Genomic DNA, 21,797 nt, shown 5'->3' with positions numbered 1-21,797 from the left:
TGCATCATAGTACAAAATCAACATTAACCACATCGGCTAGCAGAATCGTTTTTATGTAACTTTATTCCTAAATGATTCAAAGGTGCATCCCGGTGTATATTACCCTTTTTCCCTATACCTGCATCATATTTGCGTAAGGTAATTTGATTATTTTTCCAATGTACGACAAAAAGAGCCTGCTCTCGAACGAGCGGCTCTGGGACACTTTACTTACATCACTTATTAAAATCAGTTGTTTAGACACATTTATTCCAATACGATCCGTAGTGCGGTCAGTGCGATACCAATAATAAAACCTGTAACCGCTCCGTTGATTCGAATCCATTGCAGATCCTGACCAACCTTATCCTCAATTAAAGAGACTAAGGATGCATTGTCCATTTTATCAACATTTTCGCGTACGAGGTTCCCGATTTTAGAATGGTTTTTCTCCAGTAGTGTGGTTATGCCTTCCACGATCTTCGCATTCAGGCTCGTCAGCAGCGCCTCATCTGCTCGCAGATCAGCCAACACCCGCTCAATTGCAGGCAGCGCATACGTATCCACATATTGCCCGTCTTCCATGCCAGCAAGTGCTTTGTCTCTTAGTTCAGTGAGCTTATTCAGCACCGTTTCCTCTGCATTCCAGCCGTCCAACATACTATTCTTCCAATCATTTAGCCCTTGCTGCACACTCTCACTCATCGCTATGCGAACCGTCTGTGTCCGCACCAGATCAAGCACTTTGTAACGAAGCGCACTGCCTTCCCGTTTCATGTCCTCTACCCGGTCAAACAGATATCCTTGCAAAATACTACCAAGACGCTCTTCATTCAAATAACCCATGAACGCATTCATCGCAAACTGCATTAATCCATTCAGCTGAATACCGCTGACCGCTTTCATGCCCGCTTCACCCAAGAACATGATGGTTTCTGGTTTCACAAGCCATTCTTCCGCCTGCTTCAGTCCATAATCCAGCGCTTTAACGTCGTATCCCCGCTCACGCATCTGAATGGATGCCCGCTCTAGAATCGGCCCAAGATCAAAAGCATCCGCTTGCGACTTAATCTCACGCGCCACCAGTGGAGCAATCTGCTCCACCGGCAGTCCAGCAAGAATTCGTTTGCAGAGTGTATCAATCATCGTTTTGGCGCCATCCGTATGAAGCTCTTTTGCGAATGTATCAAGTACCGTCTCCGCTGCTTTGTAGCCTGCGATCTTCTCCGTAATACTGTCTTTGTTGAGCAGATTATTCTCAACTGCAGAGACCAGCCCTTCGGTCATCTTATCTCTATTCTTCGGCAGCAATGCCGTATGTGGAATCGGAATGCCTAGCGGATGGCGGAATAATGCCGTTACAGCGAACCAATCTGCGAGTCCACCTACCAGTCCAGCCTCAAATGATCCAACCAGCATTTTACCGACTAGACTTCCCTGGAATGGCAACGATGCGGCAAATCCCGCCCCCATGATGACGAGTGACCATGCTGCTGCTTTTTTAGTTTGTTTAGGTTTAGCCATTACCCTTGCTCCTTTATGATTAATCACACCGTTCCAGCCGCTATGGGCTAGTCGTGTATAGCATCTACATTATGTACGCACTTCTAGAGGTTGTTCAAAAGTCCACTTTTGATTACGAAGGTACTTAAAACCGTCCTTTTTGAACACGTTCTTCTAATCGAAATAGACCATCGCCGTTTCGTATACTTCATCTTATCACCCGAACGCATCAAATCCAAACCTCTACCGGGCAAAAAGCGTAAATTTTCACGATGAGTATAAGTAGATCGACATGTGCTAACATCTTGTTCTGCACCAAAATACAAGACTATAATTATGAGGTACTCTATTGCTTGATAGGGTAATACATACAGAGAGCGAGTTAGTTAATCCATCTATCTTAAGGGAGGAATTCGGATCATGAAACATCTGCAAGATTCAACTACACTGTATAACGGCGTCAAAATGCCTTGGTTAGGTTTGGGTGTATTCAAGGTGAAGGATGGAGAAGAAGTTGTTGAAACGGTGAAAACGGCCATTCAGGCAGGATACCGCAGCATCGATACTGCCAAAGGTTATAACAATGAATCTGGTGTTGCCCAAGGTATTCGTGAATCCGGAATCGCCCGGGAAGATCTGTTTATTACGACCAAAGTATGGAACGGCGATCAAGGATATGAATCCACATTGGCCGCATTTGAAGCAAGTATGGAACGACTTGAACTCGAAGTTCTCGATCTCTATCTTATCCACTGGCCTGTAAAAGGAAAGTACAAGGATACATGGAGAGCACTGGAGAAACTACATCAAGAAGGGCGCATCCGCGCCATTGGGGTGAGTAACTTCCAGATCCACCACCTTGAAGACCTGATGACGGATGCTAAGATCAAACCTGCGGTCAATCAAGTCGAGCTGCACCCCTTGCTGATCCAGTCGGAACTAAGAGAGTACTGCGCCAAACATCAGATTCAGATCGAAGCTTGGTCACCACTGGGACAAGGTCATTTGGTAGAACACCCATTATTGCAAACGATTGCAGCCAAATATAACAAAACAGCTGCACAAGTAATTCTACGTTGGGATTTGCAAAACGGCATCGTTACTATACCCAAATCCGTTACACCAGAGCGTATTCGCGAGAATGCCGATGTATACGATTTTGAATTAACAGCAGAAGATATCGAGCAGATCAACAGTCTGAACGAGAATAAACGCTTCGGTTCTGATCCAGATAACTTCAATTTCTAGAGCGAAATGATACAGTAACACATGATATTAAAATTAAAATCCCGACCTTATGCATGACTGCATTGGAGTCGGGATTTATTATCTTTGGGTCAATGTATGACCCTATTCAGCTTAACCTTTTTGACTTAGCCTTTGGATACCAGCTTGAAGTCATCAAAGTGAAAACCTGGTGCTACAACGCATGTCACGAGTACAGGTTCATCGCCAAGCGGGCGTGCTGTCTGCCATACGCCGGCAGGAACAAGCACTTGTGGTGATTGTCCAGCAGCGAGATCCATACCGAGCACGAGAACCTCTTCGTTCTCTGGATTCTCTCCATTACCACCCAGCTTCAACTCAACCGGGCTACCGCTATGCCACAACCACAGTTCATCAGATAACACCGTGTGCCACTCTGAGATTTCATGCTTGTGCAGCAAAAAGTATGTCGAGCTTGCTGAGAATCGAGGTCCGGAGTATGCTTCCGGCAATACGGATTGTGGGATCTGATAAGAAGCCTTCCATACTTCCTTATACCAACCGCCTTCAACGTGAGGCTGCATGTCCAGTGCCGCAACCAGAGGCGATAATTCATGTGTCGTCATATCTTGTTTCCTTCCTTCCACATCTAATTGGAGGTACTCTTCATCTAGAGTTTTGCCTCGCTCTCCCTACTGTAAAACATCGTTAGCTTTTTGTCACCTTTAGGCTGCATCACAACTGCCCAATTGGATTGCCTTCTCGTATGTCTCTATCTGCACAACATGCCGCTGTCTTGGTTGATAGCGTTTACAATAAACTGGATTTTCCGTTATGATATAAATATCATCGTTAACCACCGAAGCAGAGAGGAGCCGTGTTATGAGTGTCATCGAAGATCGAATCGGACCGAAATATCGAATTGGAGATAACTCCTTCACCATAGAGCATATGAGAAGACATGACGGGAACGCCATGCCACAGCCCCACGCTCACCCTTTTTACGAGCTATACTATCTGCTTGAAGGAGAACGTGTATATTCCATGAACGGTCAGCTGCTCAACGCGAGCAAAGGTGATCTGATCTTAATTAATCCACACGACGTACACATTACGTCTAAAGGAAGCATTCCTAGTTTTGAACGTATCCTCGTCGGATTCTCTCCCTCGTTCGCCACGGGAATGGAGCTTGGCATTTGTGGTCTGCTTCCGTTCGAACGTTCACGATTACTGCATGTTCCCGAATCTGAACAGCCTGAGATACAACGCTTGTTGGAGCAAATGCTACGCGAGTGTAAAGATCGTCGTCCTTATTATGAAATTGTTGTACGCAGCCTGCTCTCCCAGCTATTAATCAGCATTCATCGTGCTTTAGAGATGACACGGCAAATGATGCCGGAGCCAATCCACCCCATGCATGACAAAATTACGGAAGTTGCCCGTTACGTGAACACTCATTATGACGAACCACTTACATTGGAGGAAGCAGCCGCTCGTTTCTATATAAGCCCATCCTATCTGAGTCGCATGTTCAGCCGGTTAACTGGTTTTCGATTTAGTGAATATCTGCGCGTTGTCCGTGTTCGGGAAGCCCAGCGTAGATTATTGTCGACCCAGGAGCGTGTGCAGTTCATTGCGGAGAAGGTGGGGTTTGAGCATACGGCTCATTTTAACAAAACCTTTAAACAGGTCACAGGCACCACACCTCTTCGTTATCGCAAAGAGCATCGGTAAGAGATCTTAGTGATGTTAGCGTAGGATACCTGTACCTGTACCCGAACATGCACGACATCTCTGTACACATCTAACGCATCAAAATAAATTAGAAATAGACCGCATAATTAACATGCGATCTACCTATAGTGAGGCTAGTATGGCATCCAGGATAGCCGAGTGGGTAGCCTTATTGATCTAACTACATTCTCCATTTCCATACAGGAATGTACCATTCAGTCCTTCATCGGAGATCATCGCTACACCACTTCGGCTACATCGAATCCCATTTGAATGGCCATTTATTGACGAATCAATGCACCACTTCTAACATTTGGCCCAATAGAAATCTGTCTTCCCTCGGTATCTGCTATTTCTCCCCGGCACACAATACCTGTCGTATCATGTCCTGTAATCCGCAAAAGTCGACCATCCGCACCTGTTCCTTCGATGCCTTCAAGCTCCGCCCCTTTGCACTGATGAAGTTCAATCAACGAGCCTTCAGCTACGGTGAGCTGCAGATCGGCAATTCGCACATGTTTCGCATGTGAACATTGCACACCTTTCTGCGCAGACACACGGTATCCCTCAATCACCAATCCATCCAGAGGCATTTCCGGTAAACCACTCACCAATAACGCCGTGTCTGCCCCAGAGCAGACTACATCCTTAATTCGAATATCCCGGAACACCGGCGTCTCTTCAGTGACTTCGTGTGCAATGTCACTTCCTCGTGCCGAACCTTCCTGATTCGCATAGAAAAATGAGAATGAGATCGCTTCCATAATAATGTCTTTCATATAGATTCGTTCAATCTCAATGTCCTCCACTACACCGCCGCGACCACGTGCACTCTTGAAACGAAGCCCAATGTCCGTTCCAATAAACGTGCAATCCGACACACGTACATGCCTCACACCACCAGACATTTCACTACCAATGACGAAGCCGCCATGACCGTGGTACACGGTACATCCTCGTATGGTAACGTACTCCGATGGTAAGCCTAGTTCGCGACCTTCGGCATCCTTGCCTGACTTCATACAGATCGCATCATCTCCAACGTCGAAGACACTATTCTCTACCAGAACATAACGGCAGGATTCGATGTCAAGTCCATCCCCATTCTGAGAAAACCACGGATTACGAACGCTGACGTTACGAATCGTCACATGCTCTGAAGCCCAAGGGTGTAAGTTCCAGGCTGGAGAATTCTGAAAAGTTGGTCCGTCCAACAATACTCGTTTACATCTACGCAAACTCACCATATTCGGTCTAAGAAAATCCCTGATCCCCTCGTAAGCTGACAGGTCACGCACTTGTTCTACATGCATACGATTAGCAACTGCATTTCCCTCAAGCGCGGCTTGGGATGGCCACCAGATCTCTTCCTCATTGCTTGTGTGTTCGATTACACCACCGGAGGATACTAATGCTTTCCACTGCGAAGCCGTCAGTTTAGAACGTTTGACAGGTCGCCATGCCTCACCATTGCCGTCCCATACACCTTCACCCGTAATGGCAATATCCTCTAACTGATCTCCATCAATCGGAGATTGACAGCGCACAGCCTGCCACCCTTCAAAGGTCGATGCAATCAAAGGATATTGATCAAAGTCTCGACTGAAGGTGACTAGCGCTCCAGCCTGGACATGCAGTTCAATCCGACTGCGCAAAATAATCGGACCCGTGAGCCAGACACCAGCAGGAATAACAATTCGTCCCCCACCCGCCTCCGAACAAGCCGCGATCGCAAGCCGGAATACCTCTGTATTATCGGTTACACCATCTCCTACAGCCCCAAATTCAGTAATCAGAAAATCCTGAGCAGGAATGTTAGGTAAGGAAACGTCGTATGATACTTTATCAGACGTAAATTCCTCACCAGCACGTATTGCGGAATTATATGTATTCATCGCGTAGTTATCATCCTTTCTGCTTCTTATTGGATTATATAAATTGAACAGAAGGATATTTACACTTGCCACTCCGATGACAGAATAACCTTACGATCGCTGTTATCCCCAGATTTTTTTGATTCCCTTTTCCATAGAGAAAATCCGGTGATAAAGGCGAACGCTCTGCTTCTCCATGTTATTTCTGTCCTCTCCGTTCTCGTGTAAATGTTTCGTTCAATTTATATAGATTAGGCTTATGCGGAATATTCTCGCTCCATCATATCAGTAGCAGTGGGATCAAAGGTTGATCTTTTTTGCCAACTAAGAATGGAACTTGATGTTATTTGTTCGGATTCTGGATGGTCTAACAGAATATCTCTTTCATCATACTACAACCATCTATTCCAATGTCTGTAAATTCACTAGGAAAATCGGATCATTTTTCTGTCAGAATTCGTCACAGCAAATCTTTTAACATAACAAAGATATAACACAATATAGGTGTTAGCCCTACTCAACCCATTACTTATGTCACATTTTATAACAAATTAATTGCCACACACAGGATGACTATGTATGATGAAATAACCACTTCCAATGTTTTCCTTAATCTTCCTTTTCAAACTAACGTTGCAGAAAGGATGGGATGCACTGTTGATTGAATTCAAAGGGGTTCAGAAGCACTTCGGTCACTTCCACGTTCTTAAGGATATCCATCTTCGGATTGAAGAAGGTGAGGTTGTCGTCATTATCGGGCCTTCCGGCTCAGGCAAAAGCACTTTGCTCCGTTGTATTAATCGTCTAGAAACCATTTCTGGAGGTGAACTCGTCGTTAGCGGGATTCCTTTACATCAGAAAAAGATAGACATTAACCTCTTCCGCCGCGACATAGGCATGGTATTTCAACACTTCAATCTCTATCCCCACAAAAAAGTCATTGATAACATCACCCTGGCACCGATGAAGGTGCGCAAACAACCCAAGGAACAGGCAGCTGCTACGGCTATGAAATATCTGACCCGAGTAGGTATTGCCGAGAAAGCAGACAGTTATCCCTCACAGTTGTCTGGTGGACAACAACAGCGTGTAGCGATCGCTCGCGGTCTGGCGATGGAGCCCAAAATCATGCTGTTCGATGAACCAACCTCTGCATTGGACCCCGAAATGATCGGGGAAGTGCTTGATGTCATGCGTTCCCTCGCACACAACGGGATGACAATGGTTGTTGTTACCCACGAGATGGGCTTCGCCCGTGAAGTGGCTGATCGCGTTATTTTTATGGATGAAGGTCGCATTGTGGAGGAAGCTTCTGCTGCCTCGTTCTTTGACAACCCTAGAGAGGAACGTGCCCAACAATTCCTGAGTCGTCTGATTCACCACTAATATCATTCCATTGGAAAAGGGGTCTTTAACAAATGAAGAACATATTGAAGTGGCCGGCACTCATGCTCGTATTGATTTTGGCGCTTGTCATCTCTGGTTGTAATACCGGTGGGGATTCATCATCTGGATCCGGTGGATCTGGTGACAACACCTCGGAAGCCAAAGGTACCATTGAACAGATTAAAGAACGGGGCAAACTCATTGCTGGCGTGAAATACGATACCAAGCTGTTTGGACTCAAAGACCCTGCAAGCGGCGAGGTCGAGGGCTTCGATATCGATATCGCGAAGGCACTCGCCAAACAAATTCTTGGAGATGAAACCAAGGTCGAGCTGAAGGAAGTAACATCTAAAACTCGTATTCCGTTGCTGCAAAACGGCGACATTGACATCATTATTGCCACAATGACAATTACGGATGAACGTAAGGAGCAGGTTGATTTCAGTGATGTTTATTTCGAGGCAGGGCAATCTTTGCTTGTGAAAAACGACAGTGATATCACCGGACTAGAGAGCCTTGGAGGGGTAAAGGTGTTAGCCGTGAAGGGCTCCACTTCTGCTCAGAACATTCGTGAAAAGGCGCCAGATGCCGAAGTGCTGGAATTCGATAACTATCAGGATGCCTTTAAGGCGCTGAAAGCAGGAAAAGGTGAGGCATTAACGACAGATAACATCATCCTAATTGGTATGCAGCAAACAGATAATAACTATAAGCTGGTCGGTGGCAATTTCACCAGCGAGCCTTATGGTATGGCGATTCGCAAAGGCGACTCTGCCTTTGTTTCTGAAGTAAACAGCTTACTCAAGAGCATGCAGGATAGTGGAGAGTACGACACTTTGCATGAGAAATGGCTGGGCGCCAAGCCTGAGTAACTTCGATTAACTGATGGTTCAGCGGCGATGGTATGTTGTGATCCTCCCTGTCAGGGTGAATCAGCATCGCCGCTCACATCTGAGGAACGGAGGCTTTCCCTGAATGGGCAATTTGGACTTTAACGTTCTGATCCGACATTCGGATCGTTTCCTGGAAGGATTCTGGAACACAATTCAAGTAAGCATCATGGCGTTGATCGGCAGCTTTATCCTTGGAGCGATTATTGCTATTTTCCGCATCTCTCCGATCAAGCCATTAAACTGGATTGGCACAGCTTTTGTGGAGTTTATTCGCAACATTCCTTTGCTGCTTGTCGTATTTTTTTTCTATCTAGGACTGCCTGCAATTGGCATCTCGCTCGATGGTTTCATCTCCGGCACGCTGGGTCTAACAATCTATACTGCGGCATTTATCGCCGAGGCGATTCGAGCGGGAATTCAGTCCGTACCACGTGGTCAGCTAGAAGCAGCGCGCTCTTCCGGTTTATCTTACGTACAGGCGATGAATCTGGTCATTCTGCCACAAGCAATCAAAATTGTACTGCCGTCCATTGGCAATCAATTCATTAATCTGGTCAAAAATTCATCCATCCTTGCGGTCGTAGCAGGTATGGATTTGATGTATTTTGCCGATCTCATCAACTCAGATACCTTCCAACCTCTAAGCGTGTATACCATTGTCGCTCTCTTCTATCTGGCTCTAACGTTACCCCTCAGCTTGCTCGTTCACTATATGGAGCGGCGATTTGGACAGAGTGACGCTGAATCAACCCCCACGAAGGGAAAATCGAACAAGCCGAAGCCAACAGGTCAGGTCACCATGTGATCAGGTCTTATCTCGAAAAGGAGGTCGATGAATTATGGACTTCAGCGGGGCCTATGCCTGGCCCAACCTTCGTTTTCTATTACAAGGATTTCTACTTACCCTGCAAGTTGCGGGGTTATCCATTGTGTTTAGTTTCGCACTGGGCACGATTCTAGGGACGATTCGGTACACCCGCATCCCGGTGTTGTCCCAGATTGTCGCAGTCATTGTAGATACCATTCGTAATTTACCGTTATTACTTATCATTTTCTTCATCCATATCGTATTGCCTCAAATGGGGATCAAGCTGTCCGTGTTCTGGTCTACTGTTGTGGGTCTGAGTTTGTTTGAAGGAGCAATGATCGCGGAGATTGTTCGTAGCGGTCTCAAATCCATTGAACGTGGACAGATCGAAGCAGCTCGTTCCTCAGGGTTAAGTTACATGCAGACACTGGGTGGAATTATTATGCCTCAGGCGTTACGACGGATGTCTCCACCCATGGTCAGCCAGTTTATCTCGCTGCTCAAAGACACGTCGCTGGCAATCATCATTTCTCTACCTGAATTAATGCATCATGTGCAGATTCTAGGTGGTCATAGCTTCGATTATATTATTCCGGCTCTCTTGCTGGCAGCCGTGCTGTACTTTGTCGTCAATTATGCCTTGTCCATTGTGGCCAAGCGGCTTGAAGCTCGAATGAATTAAGAAAAAAACATAACATGTGTACCTCACGGTATCCATGTTATGTTTATTTGAGTTGAAGAAACAACTTTATCACCGTTACGTTTGTTATTAGTATAGATCGTTTAACATTGAAGTTGAGATGGCTTGAGCTGAGTACACTGCCTTGGCAGCTCATGTTGTTTTATTGCTCAAGTTACGTATGGAGGGGCTACTATGCTTACTAGAAAAGCAGCTATGATTATACTTGCGCTTGTCGTGGCAATCATATTCGTCGCAATCTACACGATGGCGAATTCACCGAATAGGGTTATTCAGGCATACATATCCGAACAATTCGCAACGACTGATCCATCAGGTTCTTCCACTGATCCGGTAGCTCAATTCAATCAGTATGTTACAGATCATCAACTACCGACACCAACCGTGACATTAAATACAATCAAAAAAACATTTTCCTCTAAAGAGGTTCTAGCCAGCTTTGCGGTGCTTACCTATGCTGAAGATGGTCAACTCAAGAATATCCACTCCGGCATGTTATCCTTCTCGTTAACTCGCGATCTATTGCGTTGGCAGATAAACTCTATTGATATCATAAACGATATGCAGCTAGCCAATAACACTCCATAGCCGTGCAAGGTAATATGTGCTTAGAGGTAGTTATGGTTGGATTAAAGGTATGCATAAAAAAACAGCCAATTACCTAGGAAATTGGCTGTCGGTTTAGAATATGTGTCTTGTACTTAAAACGATTATATTCATTAATTAGTTCATCTAATATCATGGACTGCTGCAGGACTTGGCCGTCTTGCATGCCCTGATTTTCCGCCATACGACATAACTTTTGCCTGCTCCATTCAATTTGGTCGCTGATATTCTTACGCTCATTCACAGCATGCACCCCCTTTATTTGTACTATTATAGAATATATTGCTAAAAAATTTACAATGAAATCCTTTGCAAAACAAAATGTTTATTTGCATCCCGATTCTTTCACAATCAAGCCCTTTTCATCTACACTTCGGTATTGGCATAAGCCTACAAGATATAGATATTTGAATCCTTCTACCTTCCATATATCGCATCAGTGAAAGAATATCTTACATCAGGCAAGCATGTAGAGACGTATTTGCCATAGACCGTTTGCACGCAAGGTCGTTCTAACATTCCATCTCTAAGATTAATAAGTTGGATGTCACCGCTTATACTTATTCCACCCGATTAATGAAGAGGATAATAAAGAAAAGGTTTTCGATTCACTCATTGAACTTTCAGTAGAAATGCATCGTCCGGATTTTCTCCCTCTACGTTCTGAATAAACTCAGCGTATGAACCACTAAAGGATATTCTGCCCTGATGCAGTAGATGGAGCGTACATTGAACCCTTTGGAAATCATGTAAATGATGACTGGATAATAACACCGTGCATTCCTTGTGTAGTGCAAGTTTTTCGATTCTTTTTAATATGTACTGCCTCATCTCGGGGTCAATTCCAGCCATTGGTTCATCAAAGATGTACAGTTTCCTATCCATCAGGGTAATGGCAATAATACAGAGATACCTTCGTTCTCCAACAGATAATTGCCCAAACTCCATATTCCATATCCGTCTCACCATATCAATCTCAGAATTGCTCATATCTTCATCGACATAAGGCTCATTCGTAACTCGAATACGGTTGGCATGATCGGAATATAGAAAGAAACGAAATACATCCTTCGACTTCAACGTAGGTGGGAACACTAAGCCTTGAAGCTGATAGATCATATCCTTCTCCTCAGGCACACCTCTAATTTCGGGAGGACGTTTAATGACATTGGTGATGAGATCGAATAGTGTTGTTTTGCCTGAACCATTCTTGCCAACAATCATGTTCACGGTTCCTGCCCGGAATTCTACACTCAAACGATCTAAGTTCTGACGCGCCGACTTGCGGTAGGAAAAACTTACATTGTCTATTGTAATCATGGCATCCTCCTGCTATGTCCGATGAGTTCTTGATATGACGTTTACAAGTTTAAGGGCAATCAATCCACAAATCACATAACAAGCCGAGATTATGCCAACAACCCCAATGCTCTCGTGCGGAAAAGAATGACCCGTAAACCAATCTGCAAAGATAAACGTAATATTTCTGACATATTCAAGCGGATTGAACAGTACGAACAGGAAGCTATACTCCGTAGAATATGCAAATCCTTTGGCAGATACAAAAAATAACACCAACAAACTCATACTAATTACTGCGTTCAACGACTCTTGTCTAATCGGGATAAGCATCAGAACCAATGTTAGCAAAATAAGAATAATAGCTCCCAGTATACAGCTCATAATGGCAGTAATGAGAAACGTCACGAGTTGTGCCGGTTCTAAGAACATCACACCTGTTACGAATGACACCAGAAAGATTGTAGCGATTATGAACAAAACCTGATTCAGAGCCTTGCCCCAAATAAAAGGATATTTACTTCCTGATATAAATTTGAACATTTTATAGAAGCCGTTCTCTCTCAAAGCAATTAAATGGGTAGCCACTTCAATGGACATTAACAACGTAATATATGAAATAAAAAAGCTCGTTTGAATGTAAAAATCAATTGTGGTGGGTCTAGAGGCAAACCAGGAATAATTATAGATAAGAAAAGCAACGAGCGGAAAAATTAAATACCATACAAAGGCTACTTTATTGCTTAACATCATCTTTACAAAAAGCCTGAGATACTCATATGTTATTCTCATAGCGCTCTCCAATTCACCATTTGCAATTGATAACAAATGTAATTTTAATCCTTATTTTTACAATGGTCAATTACAATATATATTCATATCAAGAATATTATTATCCATCGGTATGACGAGAGGTAATTTAATGCGCAAAACCAACTGATAATAAAAAAACTCACAGCAAGTTTAGAATATAGTCATCGTAATAACCATACAAACATTCTGCCATGAGCCAATTATCTACATATCCCCTATACGCGTCACACTAATCAATATTCTGTCACAAAAAGATTGTTAGAGTTAAGATCTTATTTGATAATTTGTTTCATTTCTTTTTTAAGCTGTGTCACTTATTTTTTTGTATTAAGCTGGTATTTTTGTTTTAAACTCATCCTCATTCCTACAAGATCACATATTTTCTGACGTTCTGCTCTATTTGTTTCATACATATATAGATATCTTCTCACCATTTGCTGTAATATCTGAGTAACAAATTTATTGTTTTTGTTGTCTTGATAGAACTTCTTCACTTCCGTATGAGGAAATTTATCATAGTATTCAAGTTTTATAGCCAAATACGTTATATCAGAGGCATTACATGATAATGCCTCTCTGACTCTATGAAACGTTCTATCTAAATCAGGAGTTCCAACTGATGAAACTATCCTAGATATACTATTAAATGTTATAAATCCGCCCATTGAATACAGGATTTTTTTTGACATTTTCTCAGCTCGCTCATAGTTATTCTCTAGATTTTTTTCAATTATGATTGCCGAGATATACTCAACTAGTATCTGATTGTTATCACTTAGACTTCTGATAAAACTATAGTTAATTCTTAAGCCCAATTTAAACAACTCTTCACACAAATTATACTTATCTTCACCGCTTAGTGAACCATAATAATTTTTTAATATTTGTCCTATTATATCTAACATTTTAAAACCTTGATCTATAATATTGATTTGCTCCATAACAATAGATGCCTCATCGTCCTCTTCGGAATACTGCGTTGAAGCGCTTGCTTCTAAATCTGCATCTGTAACTTTTTCTCGCTCTTCAATATCCATTTTTTCGTTCAATTTCCTTCTATGTTCCCTTACATCTACGTCATTTAGAACCAATGGTGATATTTCCTCACAAAGATCATTTATAAGAGCAATATCCTCCTCCAACCTTAGATATGGCAAATTATTAAATATCTTCCTTGCTGCGCTCAGTACTTCATTTTTTATATACTCGTCTTTCGATAAGTGAGTTAAGAACATAATAATATTTGCATTATCTGTTTCATGGATATTTCTACACATCTCACTTACTATATTTTTTACATTTTCAGTATTAATTTTCCTTGCGAAATATTGAGCAACAAAAAAATAATACATATAGGAATATTTATATTCATATCCGTTAGTTGTATTCATTATTATTTTTTCATTTTCAAGCTTTGATCTTATTTCTTTAAAACTTAGCTGATCATCCGTCATATCATAGTAATCAAGATGATTTCTGTGATAGTTTCTCCACTCTTCAAGTTCTAAAGAGTTATTAGGTTGTTGATACATTTCAAAAGCTAGATCAGTTAAATATTGGTATACCTTATCAGTTTCACTATTTTCTATTTCTAAACTTGTTAGCGAGTCTTTAATTAAGACTTCAAAATAATAAGCATTCGAACTTTTTTCAAAATTATGAGGTTTTCCAGCCTCAATTGTTTTTATAATAACGAGGAGGTAAATTGGAAACTTTGGAACATAGCTTTGCATAATAATAGGTTTTATTGCTCTATTAATTCTATCAATCTCTTTAAGTAAATCATTACTTTCTAATATATCCCTCTGCCCGAGGCTAACCCATTTTTCAATAAATTCATTACGTTTAACATGCCCAAAACTCATTATTTCAAAATGTTTTATAGAGAACTCCGGATTTTTAGAATATAATCTAATAGAATCACTAATTTTGTTATCTGATTCACTGAAAATAATAACTTGTTTAAAGTAATTGTTTAACTCTGACAAAAAATTAGATTTTGTTTCGTTATTCAAATTAGTTTTATTCCAATTATCTATAATAAGTACTCTTTTCGACTTCTCTAATTGAATATAAATATTTTCATCAGAATATATTTTTTTGCAGATTCTTGAATCAATTTATTAATATTATTAGTATAGAGCCTGTTTAGAAAACTCCCCTCAATATAAAGAGGGAAGTATTTATCATTATGAAAATACTGAAATAGCATTTTCCCGAGAGCTGTCTTTCCTGAGTCTTTTTCTCCAGTTATAAATAGATGTGAATTCTTTTCTGATTTGATAACATCTGATATTTCATTTATTGACATACGAGTTGAAATATTTGCATCATCATCATACATTATTTCTTCAATATTGGGATAAATATATATGTCACTCAAACGCAACTCATTCACTCTAGGGTGAGTAACTTGAACATTAATATCATTAATGAAATCTTCAAAACTATCATTTAGTCTCAACGCATGGTCATAAGCTTTCGCAGTTGTATTTTTTGCCCATTTTTCCCATATTAAAGTTTCTTTTGAAGGGCTATAATAGTTAGAATTCCAGACATAGCTATTTACACAAAACTCCATTTCCTTCAAATCAAAATGAATCATATTAAATCCACTTACATTAGGCTGACCTAGTTCCTGAAGTGCAGTTCCCTCAATATGATGTATAGCTCTATTTGACCAGTCTGTGGCAATAATTTTAGAAGAAACATGCTCATGACCTGTTAAAATAAAATCGGAGACTTTTGTTAGTAAGTTATCCATCTCTCTTTTGTTGTCAGGCGTTAACCAGTGTGTAGGGTGATGCAGTACAGAAAAGTTAATATCACCTAACTTCGAAGAAACTTGTTGTTCAATCAGTGATACCGGGTAATACATATGTCCTGGTTTTTCATTTATTGTAGAAATCCAAGCAGAATTAAACAAATTAAAAGCAATTTTGATATCGTTAACAGTTAAACTAACTTTCTCAAAAATTTGATTACTGTTTATATAACTGATACTTATCCACTGATCATGAAAAATTTCTTTTATTGCTTCATAATTACTTTGTGTTTTAATTTGCTCAATGTAAGCACTCTTATTAGCTAAGGTATTATTTTGTAGAATAGAATTTATTAGGGTGTCCCTGACCTCCATTTTCTCTTTCTCTGAAAAATCGCAATCATGATTTCCTGGAACAAATAAGTATTCAACTACTATTTTATCAATTTCTTTAACTATGGATTCTCTTAATTCTATAAAAAAAGGGAGAGCATACTCTCCATACTCTTCTTCTATACCAAAGTTCGCTATATCTCCTGATACTATTAAAACTGCGTACTTAGAACCCCTTAACTCTGAAATAATAGCTTTAATTAGTTGACTCTTCTTTTCCAACACACTATTAGTCTGATTAATTGAAAAGTGTATATCTGTTAAATGAACTATTGATAGTAACATAATATATCCCCTATGTAATAAATTATATATTTGCAATATCGCCAGGAATTACAGATTTAAAAACAAAACTTAAATTTTCAAACCATTTTTAACTAGTCTGGGGCAGTATATTCAAAATACGTGGTTATGCGAAACTTGAACAAATAATTGTACCTCCTTCCCAAAATTATATATCCCAAATCTCTAAATCAGGATAAATAGCTTATACTCTGTAGAGACTCTCACAATTAACATTAATATTCTGTATAATTTGCATTATGGCTAATATCAAGTAGCTTTTTCTTAACTTAAACATTCAACGAGATATCAAATACTTTGACTGAAAATACTATACTAATTATTTATATGTCAGGTTAATAAACGTTAAGATGATAATATCATAAAATAAATGCTGGGCATATCTACTTTTCTTGTTTAGACATCTCTTATTTAATCTGTTTAGAACAACAACTATTGTCATAAAACATTGTCCTTACTTTAGTGCACAGGATTCATACATAATAAATAGTGCAGTCCTCGAAAAGACTACACTATTTCATTAAATTTTATTTGGCTATTTATTGCATCACCTACCGATTACAAATCACCTGTCCCATGAATAAATGCGGTCGTGTAGGTGTGTACTGTATCAACGGTTGAAAACAAACTGCCGTTGATGATAATAAAACTAAGCAAGATTATATAAAGGATAGTCTTTTTTTTCATAACTATTCTGAACCTCCATTAATAAGGATTTGTATTGATTCTGAATTTCATCTGTTGCTTTATTTCTGTATTTCTCATATAGAGCTACACAATGAATAATATCTGATTGATTATTTATTTCGATAGCAGACTTGAGACAATTCATTATTTGCCTCAAACCTTTTTCATGCCTACCACGTGTAAGATGATATATCGCTAATTCAACCAAAAAGGTTGTATAAAGGTCGGATTTAACCTGTTTGCTGTATCCTTGCGTTAGCATTTCAACCGAGTTGATTTGAAAATCAAATTTTAGAAGAATATGATCAATATTCATGCCATATTTGTTGGCCGCCTCCATAATGCTAACTAATGCAGGCAACAACTCTGCTTGGTTTTCCTCAATAAATTCAACATAGGTTGGCAATACACTCTGATCCCCCATTAGTAACCGATAAAGATAAGTGTTCGCCTCTTCCCAACTTTTAAATTTATGAATATATTCAAGCGCTTCGTCATCAGGTTCTACATCCTTCACGGTCTCAGCAAAGGACTTGGTATACCGTAAAGCCTCTTCGTACTTACCCATTCTCTCGGAAGCGGTTGCCTTTAGTAGATTAGAATACGCCTTGTATACAAATAATGGATACACTGTTATACGGTTGAATTTGTCTTCACTTTTCTTTTTATACGATTGCAGGAATTCTGTCTTACGTTCCAATTCTTCGGCGTGTAAAAATAACTTTTCCCAATATCGGAGCGCAGAATATGTATTCGCCAGATCCTTAATGGCGTCAAGTTGTCGCTCCTCATCCAGCCGATTAATATACGGTTCGAACAGCACGGCAGCTCTCAGGTTTTGATTCTGATCCTGACTCAGCGAGAGGGTGAAAATACGATAATGACATAGTGCAAGTCGTTCCGAGTGCTGGTATTTCTCACATTCAGCCACACATTCATATAACATCAGTGCAGCTTGCTTCTGCCCTCGCTCGAACATGCCCTCAGCCATCTCAAACAGTTCCGATATATACGACCGATCATCCGTAACCTGCTGTATCACTCTATGAATGCAATCCAGCTTGTCCAATTCGGCACAGCGTTGCAAGAATGGCTCCAGTCTTCTCCAGTGTGGGGAAGATTCGACGAAGCATTCTGCTCCATACAGTTCATAGAAGTGACCTGGCTCTAGATTCATGCCTTGCGTAATGAGATCCAGTTGAGCCATCGCGATGGGTCTTGTGCCTTTGATTATTGCACTAAGTGTTCCAGCATTTACACCAGATAAATCGGCAAAATACTGCAGCGTATACCCCTGTTTCCTGATGTGATCCTCAATATAGGATCGTATCGTAGTTGTAGGTTCCAATACCTCCCACCTCCACAATAATAAATCCAAAAATTTGAATTTATATGATATACACAATTTTAATCCTTATTTTTACATCGGTCAATAAAAACCGTGGCAATTCGATATCCATGTCAACTTATTTTCTTATGCCGTCGAATAATGAAGTTACTACACGATTAACGTAACCATCCTCCATCGGCTCACCCGAAACTAACATTCGGTAGAAGATAGAGCCATATACCAGGTCGATACATAACGCAATGTCACAGTCTGGCTTCAGATCTCCGCGCTCCACACCTTTTTCAATAATCCCCCATGCCTCGCGTCGTCTTGGCTGAATGTAACGAGTTTGGTATTCCACCGCAAGTCCTGGATCGGACTGGCCTTCACCAATAATCTCCGTAATGACTTTTCCCTCACGGCTGGTCAGAAACCGAGCCAAATTCGACGCGTGTAGCTGTATATCTTCAAATACAGAACCTGTATCAGGTACAGGTAGCCTCGCCGTCGCCTCATGCATGTACCCATCCATAATGACCGCACCTTTATTAGGCCACCACTTATATATCGTTGCTTTACTAACCTGTGCTCGCTCTGCAATTTTTTCAATCGTAACCGCTGCAAATCCGTGCTCCAAAAGCAGTTCATATGCCGCCGTCAAAATTGCATTTTGTGTTTCAACATTACGAGGCCGCCCTCTCTTGCCAGTCATATTAGTCTCCTCCTTGGTGCACTCTAGATATATCATACTAAAATCATAGTTCATTGAAAAACGCCTATTTACAATACTAAACGTTTAGTATATATTTATCAACAATAAGTGTACGAATCGTTCACTAATTAGTTATTGCACTATGCTGATACAAACTGATTCCAACATCTTAATACCGGAGGATGATAAACATGCCAACCAAACAAGCTTCAACAACCTCAGCTCAATCTCAGCTCTCGCCCTGGATTGTGCTGCTTCTTGCTTCCGCGTGTGGTTTAATCGTAGCCAATCTCTATTATGCTCAGACCGTAGTAGGTCCGATCAGCATGACAACCGGATTATCTTCTGCCGCTTCCGGGCTAATTGTCACCTTAACCCAGTTGGGATACGTAATTGGATTGTTATTTATCGTTCCGCTCAGCGACATTATTGAGAATCGACGTTTAACCACACTTTCCTTAATCGTATTGGTTCTAGCTCTGATCATTGCCGCATTCGCCCCTCAAGCTGGTCTATTCCTAATGGTATCGCTATTCATTGGCGTAGGATCTGTCGTAGCTCAAATTCTAGTCCCGTACGCCACTTATCTGACCTCCGAAGAGCAACGTGGACGCGTCGTGGGTAACGTCATGAGCGGTCTTCTGCTCGGCATCATGCTCGCTCGCCCTGTAGCAAGCTTTATTACGAGCATCTGGGGCTGGCAAGCCGTATTTATCTTCTCCGCCATCATGATTGCGCTATTGACCATCCTTCTGTCCCGCACTCTCCCTGTACGTCAGCCGAAGCCTAATTTAAGTTACGGACAACTCATCATTTCTCTAGGTACTTTGTTGAAAAAACTCCCTCCATTACGTCGCCGGGCACTGTACCAAGCTAGTCTGTTTGGTGCATTCAGCTTGTTTTGGACGACAGTCCCTATGCGGCTTGCCAATGACTTCAATATGTCACAGCAAGGTATCGCCTGGTTTGCATTAGCCGGTGTGGGCGGTGCGATTGCAGCACCAATTGCGGGGAGACTGGCCGATCGTGGGTTAACGCGGATCCTTACGGGTACTGCAATGGTGATTGCATTACTGTCATTTGCGGTAACTTATCTATTCCAAAGCAACTCCACAACAGCTCTGATTGTATTGCTCATTGCAGCTATCACCTTAGATATGGCCGTATCTGGCAACCTCGTGCTTGGGCAACGCGTCATTTATTCTTTAGGGAATGAAGCGAGAGGACGAATCAACGGGATCTTCATGTCGATCTTTTTTATCGGCGGGGCTGCTGGTTCATCCATCGGAAGTTGGTCTTATGCCTATGGGGGCTGGGCGCTAACATCCATCATTGGAATCGCTATGCCACTTCTCGCTTTCCTGTACTATTTTACGGAAAAGAACACACGCCACATTCAAGATTAATGACTCACTGCCTCTCTATGGGCACACGAAACGAGCCGTTCATCGCCATAATGATGAACGGCTCGTTTATTTAGACTCATTTTAGCAACATAAAAAGCATGATCGTAAATGATACACCTCAGCGAAAATTTGCTTATAGAAAAAATCCATTAGAAGAAAGACGGACAACATGGTACAGTTATATCAACTTACATATCATACTATTCAGATTGGATTAAGCAATAATACAATCGTTTCTTACTTCACTCAAGGAGAGGGTCAGATGAAATTTGCGTTATTTAGCCTCATGATGAATCTGCCCAATGCCATCACTGGAGAAGCGTTTACGGCACAGCAGAAATTCCAGAATATTCTGGAGCAAGCCAAGTTGGCAGAACGTCTGGGATTCGATGCATACGGAATTGGCGAGCGACATGGCGCACCTTTCCTCTCCTCATCTCCACCTGTCGTGTTGACGGCAGTTGCCGCGGCTACATCACGCATCCGTCTATTAACGACCGTTACGGTACTCAGTGTACTTGATCCTGTGCGTGTTGCGGAGGACTATGCCACACTGGATCAGTTATCCGGCGGCAGACTGGAGATGATTATCGGGAAAGGCAATGATCCACGGCATTACCCGCTGTTTGGCATCACAGAAGAAGAGCAGTGGGATTCATTGGGTGAACGCTATCGTCTGCTCAAGCGCCTATGGACAGAGGAGGATGTGACCTGGGAAGGCACATACCGCCCGCCACTAGACAGAGTAACCACTCAACCCCGACCACTACAGCAAGCCATTCCGATCTGGCATGGTAGCGCATCGAGCACGTTATCCACTGAGCTGGCAGCGCAGTACGGTGAGCCGCTATTCACCTCTAACTCGTTCCACCCTCAGGCGAAATACAAAGCGCTCATTGATCATTATCGAGAACGCCTCGATCATTATGGTCATGATGCCCAACGAGCCGTGATTGGATCTGGAGCTGGCAGCTTGTACCTCGCCGATTCGCGAGAAGAAGCCATTCGCAGATACAAACCCTATTACAATGCATTCCATGCTACTGCTTCTGCGCAGCATAACCAGTCTCCCTTCAAGGATCTGGAGGATAACATCGCGAATGGTCCTGTCTTGATTGGTAGTCCCGATCAGGTTATTGAGAAAATTGTGAATTATCACGCAGCCTACGGACATCAGGTGCTCAGTATTAGTGTCGATGGACTCAGCCATAGCGAGCAACTGGAGCAGTTAGAGCGATTCTCCCAAGAGGTTGCCCCCGTATTACGACGTGAATTGCCCAGCTCCGTTTGGGACAATGCCCCGATCTTAACTCAGCAACCCGCCACACCTACTCAATCGGCACCCCCTGCCATCTCCCCGATCTTTCAGGTCTAATCCTCCTCTACTTCGAAAGCCATTCT

At 41.8% G+C, this 21,797-nt stretch carries 19 protein-coding genes; 9 read left to right on the top strand and 10 right to left on the bottom strand.

Annotated elements, in window-relative coordinates:
• Positions 1-246: 246 nt before the first annotated feature.
• Positions 247-1,503, bottom strand: coding sequence for a DUF445 domain-containing protein (locus DMB88_RS01960; RefSeq protein WP_128099991.1), 1,257 nt, complete (start codon positions 1,501-1,503; stop codon positions 247-249).
• Positions 1,504-1,902: 399 nt separating this feature from the next.
• On the opposite strand from DMB88_RS01960, the gene DMB88_RS01955 reads away from it, so the two are divergent.
• Positions 1,903-2,730 (top strand): aldo/keto reductase, encoded by an 828-nt coding sequence (locus tag DMB88_RS01955; RefSeq protein ID WP_128099990.1) that lies wholly within the window; start codon positions 1,903-1,905, stop codon positions 2,728-2,730.
• A gap of 125 nt (positions 2,731-2,855) precedes the next feature.
• Here the strand turns inward: DMB88_RS01955 and DMB88_RS01950 are convergent, their stop codons facing one another.
• Entirely contained in the window at positions 2,856-3,314 is a 459-nt protein-coding gene (locus DMB88_RS01950; protein WP_056703735.1) for a cupin domain-containing protein, read from the bottom strand.
• 256 nt (positions 3,315-3,570) lie between these two features.
• Here DMB88_RS01950 and DMB88_RS01945 point away from each other — a divergent pair, with 256 nt between their 5' ends.
• Entirely contained in the window at positions 3,571-4,422 is an 852-nt protein-coding gene (locus tag DMB88_RS01945) for a helix-turn-helix transcriptional regulator (protein WP_128099989.1), read from the top strand.
• Between the two features lie 281 nt (positions 4,423-4,703).
• Here the strand turns inward: DMB88_RS01945 and DMB88_RS01940 are convergent, their stop codons facing one another.
• Positions 4,704-6,317, bottom strand: a complete 1,614-nt coding sequence (locus tag DMB88_RS01940; protein ID WP_128099988.1) for a glycoside hydrolase family 28 protein — start codon at positions 6,315-6,317, stop codon at positions 4,704-4,706.
• Between the two features lie 579 nt (positions 6,318-6,896).
• On the opposite strand from DMB88_RS01940, the gene DMB88_RS01935 reads away from it, so the two are divergent.
• The 5 genes from DMB88_RS01935 (at position 6,897) to DMB88_RS01915 (ending at position 10,671) form a co-directional block, all read left to right on the top strand.
• On the top strand, positions 6,897-7,682 hold the full coding sequence (locus DMB88_RS01935; RefSeq protein WP_128099987.1) for an amino acid ABC transporter ATP-binding protein: 786 nt from the start codon (positions 6,897-6,899) through the stop codon (positions 7,680-7,682).
• A gap of 32 nt (positions 7,683-7,714) precedes the next feature.
• Positions 7,715-8,554, top strand: a complete 840-nt coding sequence (locus DMB88_RS01930) for a transporter substrate-binding domain-containing protein (RefSeq protein ID WP_128099986.1) — start codon at positions 7,715-7,717, stop codon at positions 8,552-8,554.
• A gap of 103 nt (positions 8,555-8,657) precedes the next feature.
• Complete coding sequence (locus tag DMB88_RS01925) at positions 8,658-9,380, top strand: amino acid ABC transporter permease (protein WP_128099985.1); 723 nt, start codon at positions 8,658-8,660, stop codon at positions 9,378-9,380.
• 34 nt (positions 9,381-9,414) lie between these two features.
• Positions 9,415-10,065, top strand: a complete 651-nt coding sequence (locus DMB88_RS01920; protein ID WP_128099984.1) for an amino acid ABC transporter permease — start codon at positions 9,415-9,417, stop codon at positions 10,063-10,065.
• 192 nt (positions 10,066-10,257) lie between these two features.
• A complete protein-coding gene (locus DMB88_RS01915; RefSeq protein WP_128099983.1) occupies positions 10,258-10,671 on the top strand; it encodes a hypothetical protein in 414 nt (137 codons plus the stop codon).
• A 73-nt stretch (positions 10,672-10,744) separates the two neighbouring features.
• Here the strand turns inward: DMB88_RS01915 and DMB88_RS01910 are convergent, their stop codons facing one another.
• The 7 genes from DMB88_RS01910 to DMB88_RS01880 all read right to left on the bottom strand — a co-directional run bounded on the left by DMB88_RS01910 (position 10,745) and on the right by DMB88_RS01880 (position 18,990).
• Positions 10,745-10,933 carry an aspartyl-phosphate phosphatase Spo0E family protein gene (locus DMB88_RS01910; protein WP_251383926.1) on the bottom strand — a complete coding sequence of 63 codons (189 nt, stop codon included), beginning with the start codon at positions 10,931-10,933 and terminating at the stop codon, positions 10,745-10,747.
• 368 nt (positions 10,934-11,301) lie between these two features.
• Complete coding sequence (locus DMB88_RS01905) at positions 11,302-12,009, bottom strand: ATP-binding cassette domain-containing protein (protein ID WP_128099982.1); 708 nt, start codon at positions 12,007-12,009, stop codon at positions 11,302-11,304.
• Positions 12,010-12,021: 12 nt separating this feature from the next.
• Entirely contained in the window at positions 12,022-12,780 is a 759-nt protein-coding gene (locus DMB88_RS01900) for a hypothetical protein (RefSeq protein ID WP_128099981.1), read from the bottom strand.
• Between the two features lie 335 nt (positions 12,781-13,115).
• Positions 13,116-14,816, bottom strand: a complete 1,701-nt coding sequence (locus tag DMB88_RS01895) for an STAND family AAA ATPase (protein WP_128099980.1) — start codon at positions 14,814-14,816, stop codon at positions 13,116-13,118.
• A 47-nt stretch (positions 14,817-14,863) separates the two neighbouring features.
• Positions 14,864-16,243: a metallophosphoesterase family protein gene (locus DMB88_RS01890; RefSeq protein WP_128099979.1), complete on the bottom strand. Its 1,380-nt coding sequence runs from the start codon at positions 16,241-16,243 to the stop codon at positions 14,864-14,866.
• Between the two features lie 667 nt (positions 16,244-16,910).
• Entirely contained in the window at positions 16,911-18,296 is a 1,386-nt protein-coding gene (locus DMB88_RS01885) for a helix-turn-helix domain-containing protein (protein ID WP_128099978.1), read from the bottom strand.
• A 118-nt stretch (positions 18,297-18,414) separates the two neighbouring features.
• Entirely contained in the window at positions 18,415-18,990 is a 576-nt protein-coding gene (locus DMB88_RS01880; protein ID WP_128099977.1) for a TetR/AcrR family transcriptional regulator, read from the bottom strand.
• A gap of 191 nt (positions 18,991-19,181) precedes the next feature.
• On the opposite strand from DMB88_RS01880, the gene DMB88_RS01875 reads away from it, so the two are divergent.
• Together DMB88_RS01875 and DMB88_RS01870 are read left to right on the top strand one after the other, a co-directional pair.
• Positions 19,182-20,396 carry an MFS transporter gene (locus DMB88_RS01875; protein ID WP_128099976.1) on the top strand — a complete coding sequence of 405 codons (1,215 nt, stop codon included), beginning with the start codon at positions 19,182-19,184 and terminating at the stop codon, positions 20,394-20,396.
• A 262-nt stretch (positions 20,397-20,658) separates the two neighbouring features.
• The gene (locus tag DMB88_RS01870) at positions 20,659-21,771 is read left to right on the top strand and encodes an LLM class flavin-dependent oxidoreductase (protein WP_128099975.1); all 1,113 of its coding nucleotides are present in this window, start codon (positions 20,659-20,661) and stop codon (positions 21,769-21,771) included.
• Positions 21,772-21,797: the final 26 nt, after the last annotated feature.

This window comes from Paenibacillus sp. DCT19, from assembly GCF_003268635.1.
GTDB lineage: Bacteria > Bacillota > Bacilli > Paenibacillales > Paenibacillaceae > Paenibacillus.
The sequence above is the reverse complement of the archived record's forward strand: the minus strand, read 5'-3'. Positions and strand labels throughout refer to the sequence as shown.

Coding starts and splice junctions, on each gene's coding strand:
- DMB88_RS01960 (WP_128099991.1), bottom strand. CDS start 1,503: ATGGCTAAACCTAAACAAACTAAAAAAGCAGCAGCATGGTCACTCGTC.
- DMB88_RS01955 (WP_128099990.1), top strand. CDS start 1,903: ATGAAACATCTGCAAGATTCAACTACACTGTATAACGGCGTCAAAATG.
- DMB88_RS01950 (WP_056703735.1), bottom strand. CDS start 3,314: ATGACGACACATGAATTATCGCCTCTGGTTGCGGCACTGGACATGCAG.
- DMB88_RS01945 (WP_128099989.1), top strand. CDS start 3,571: ATGAGTGTCATCGAAGATCGAATCGGACCGAAATATCGAATTGGAGAT.
- DMB88_RS01940 (WP_128099988.1), bottom strand. CDS start 6,317: ATGAATACATATAATTCCGCAATACGTGCTGGTGAGGAATTTACGTCT.
- DMB88_RS01935 (WP_128099987.1), top strand. CDS start 6,897: ATGTTTTCCTTAATCTTCCTTTTCAAACTAACGTTGCAGAAAGGATGG.
- DMB88_RS01930 (WP_128099986.1), top strand. CDS start 7,715: ATGAAGAACATATTGAAGTGGCCGGCACTCATGCTCGTATTGATTTTG.
- DMB88_RS01925 (WP_128099985.1), top strand. CDS start 8,658: ATGGGCAATTTGGACTTTAACGTTCTGATCCGACATTCGGATCGTTTC.
- DMB88_RS01920 (WP_128099984.1), top strand. CDS start 9,415: ATGGACTTCAGCGGGGCCTATGCCTGGCCCAACCTTCGTTTTCTATTA.
- DMB88_RS01915 (WP_128099983.1), top strand. CDS start 10,258: ATGCTTACTAGAAAAGCAGCTATGATTATACTTGCGCTTGTCGTGGCA.
- DMB88_RS01905 (WP_128099982.1), bottom strand. CDS start 12,009: ATGATTACAATAGACAATGTAAGTTTTTCCTACCGCAAGTCGGCGCGT.
- DMB88_RS01900 (WP_128099981.1), bottom strand. CDS start 12,780: ATGAGAATAACATATGAGTATCTCAGGCTTTTTGTAAAGATGATGTTA.
- DMB88_RS01890 (WP_128099979.1), bottom strand. CDS start 16,243: ATGTTACTATCAATAGTTCATTTAACAGATATACACTTTTCAATTAAT.
- DMB88_RS01880 (WP_128099977.1), bottom strand. CDS start 18,990: ATGACTGGCAAGAGAGGGCGGCCTCGTAATGTTGAAACACAAAATGCA.
- DMB88_RS01875 (WP_128099976.1), top strand. CDS start 19,182: ATGCCAACCAAACAAGCTTCAACAACCTCAGCTCAATCTCAGCTCTCG.
- DMB88_RS01870 (WP_128099975.1), top strand. CDS start 20,659: ATGAAATTTGCGTTATTTAGCCTCATGATGAATCTGCCCAATGCCATC.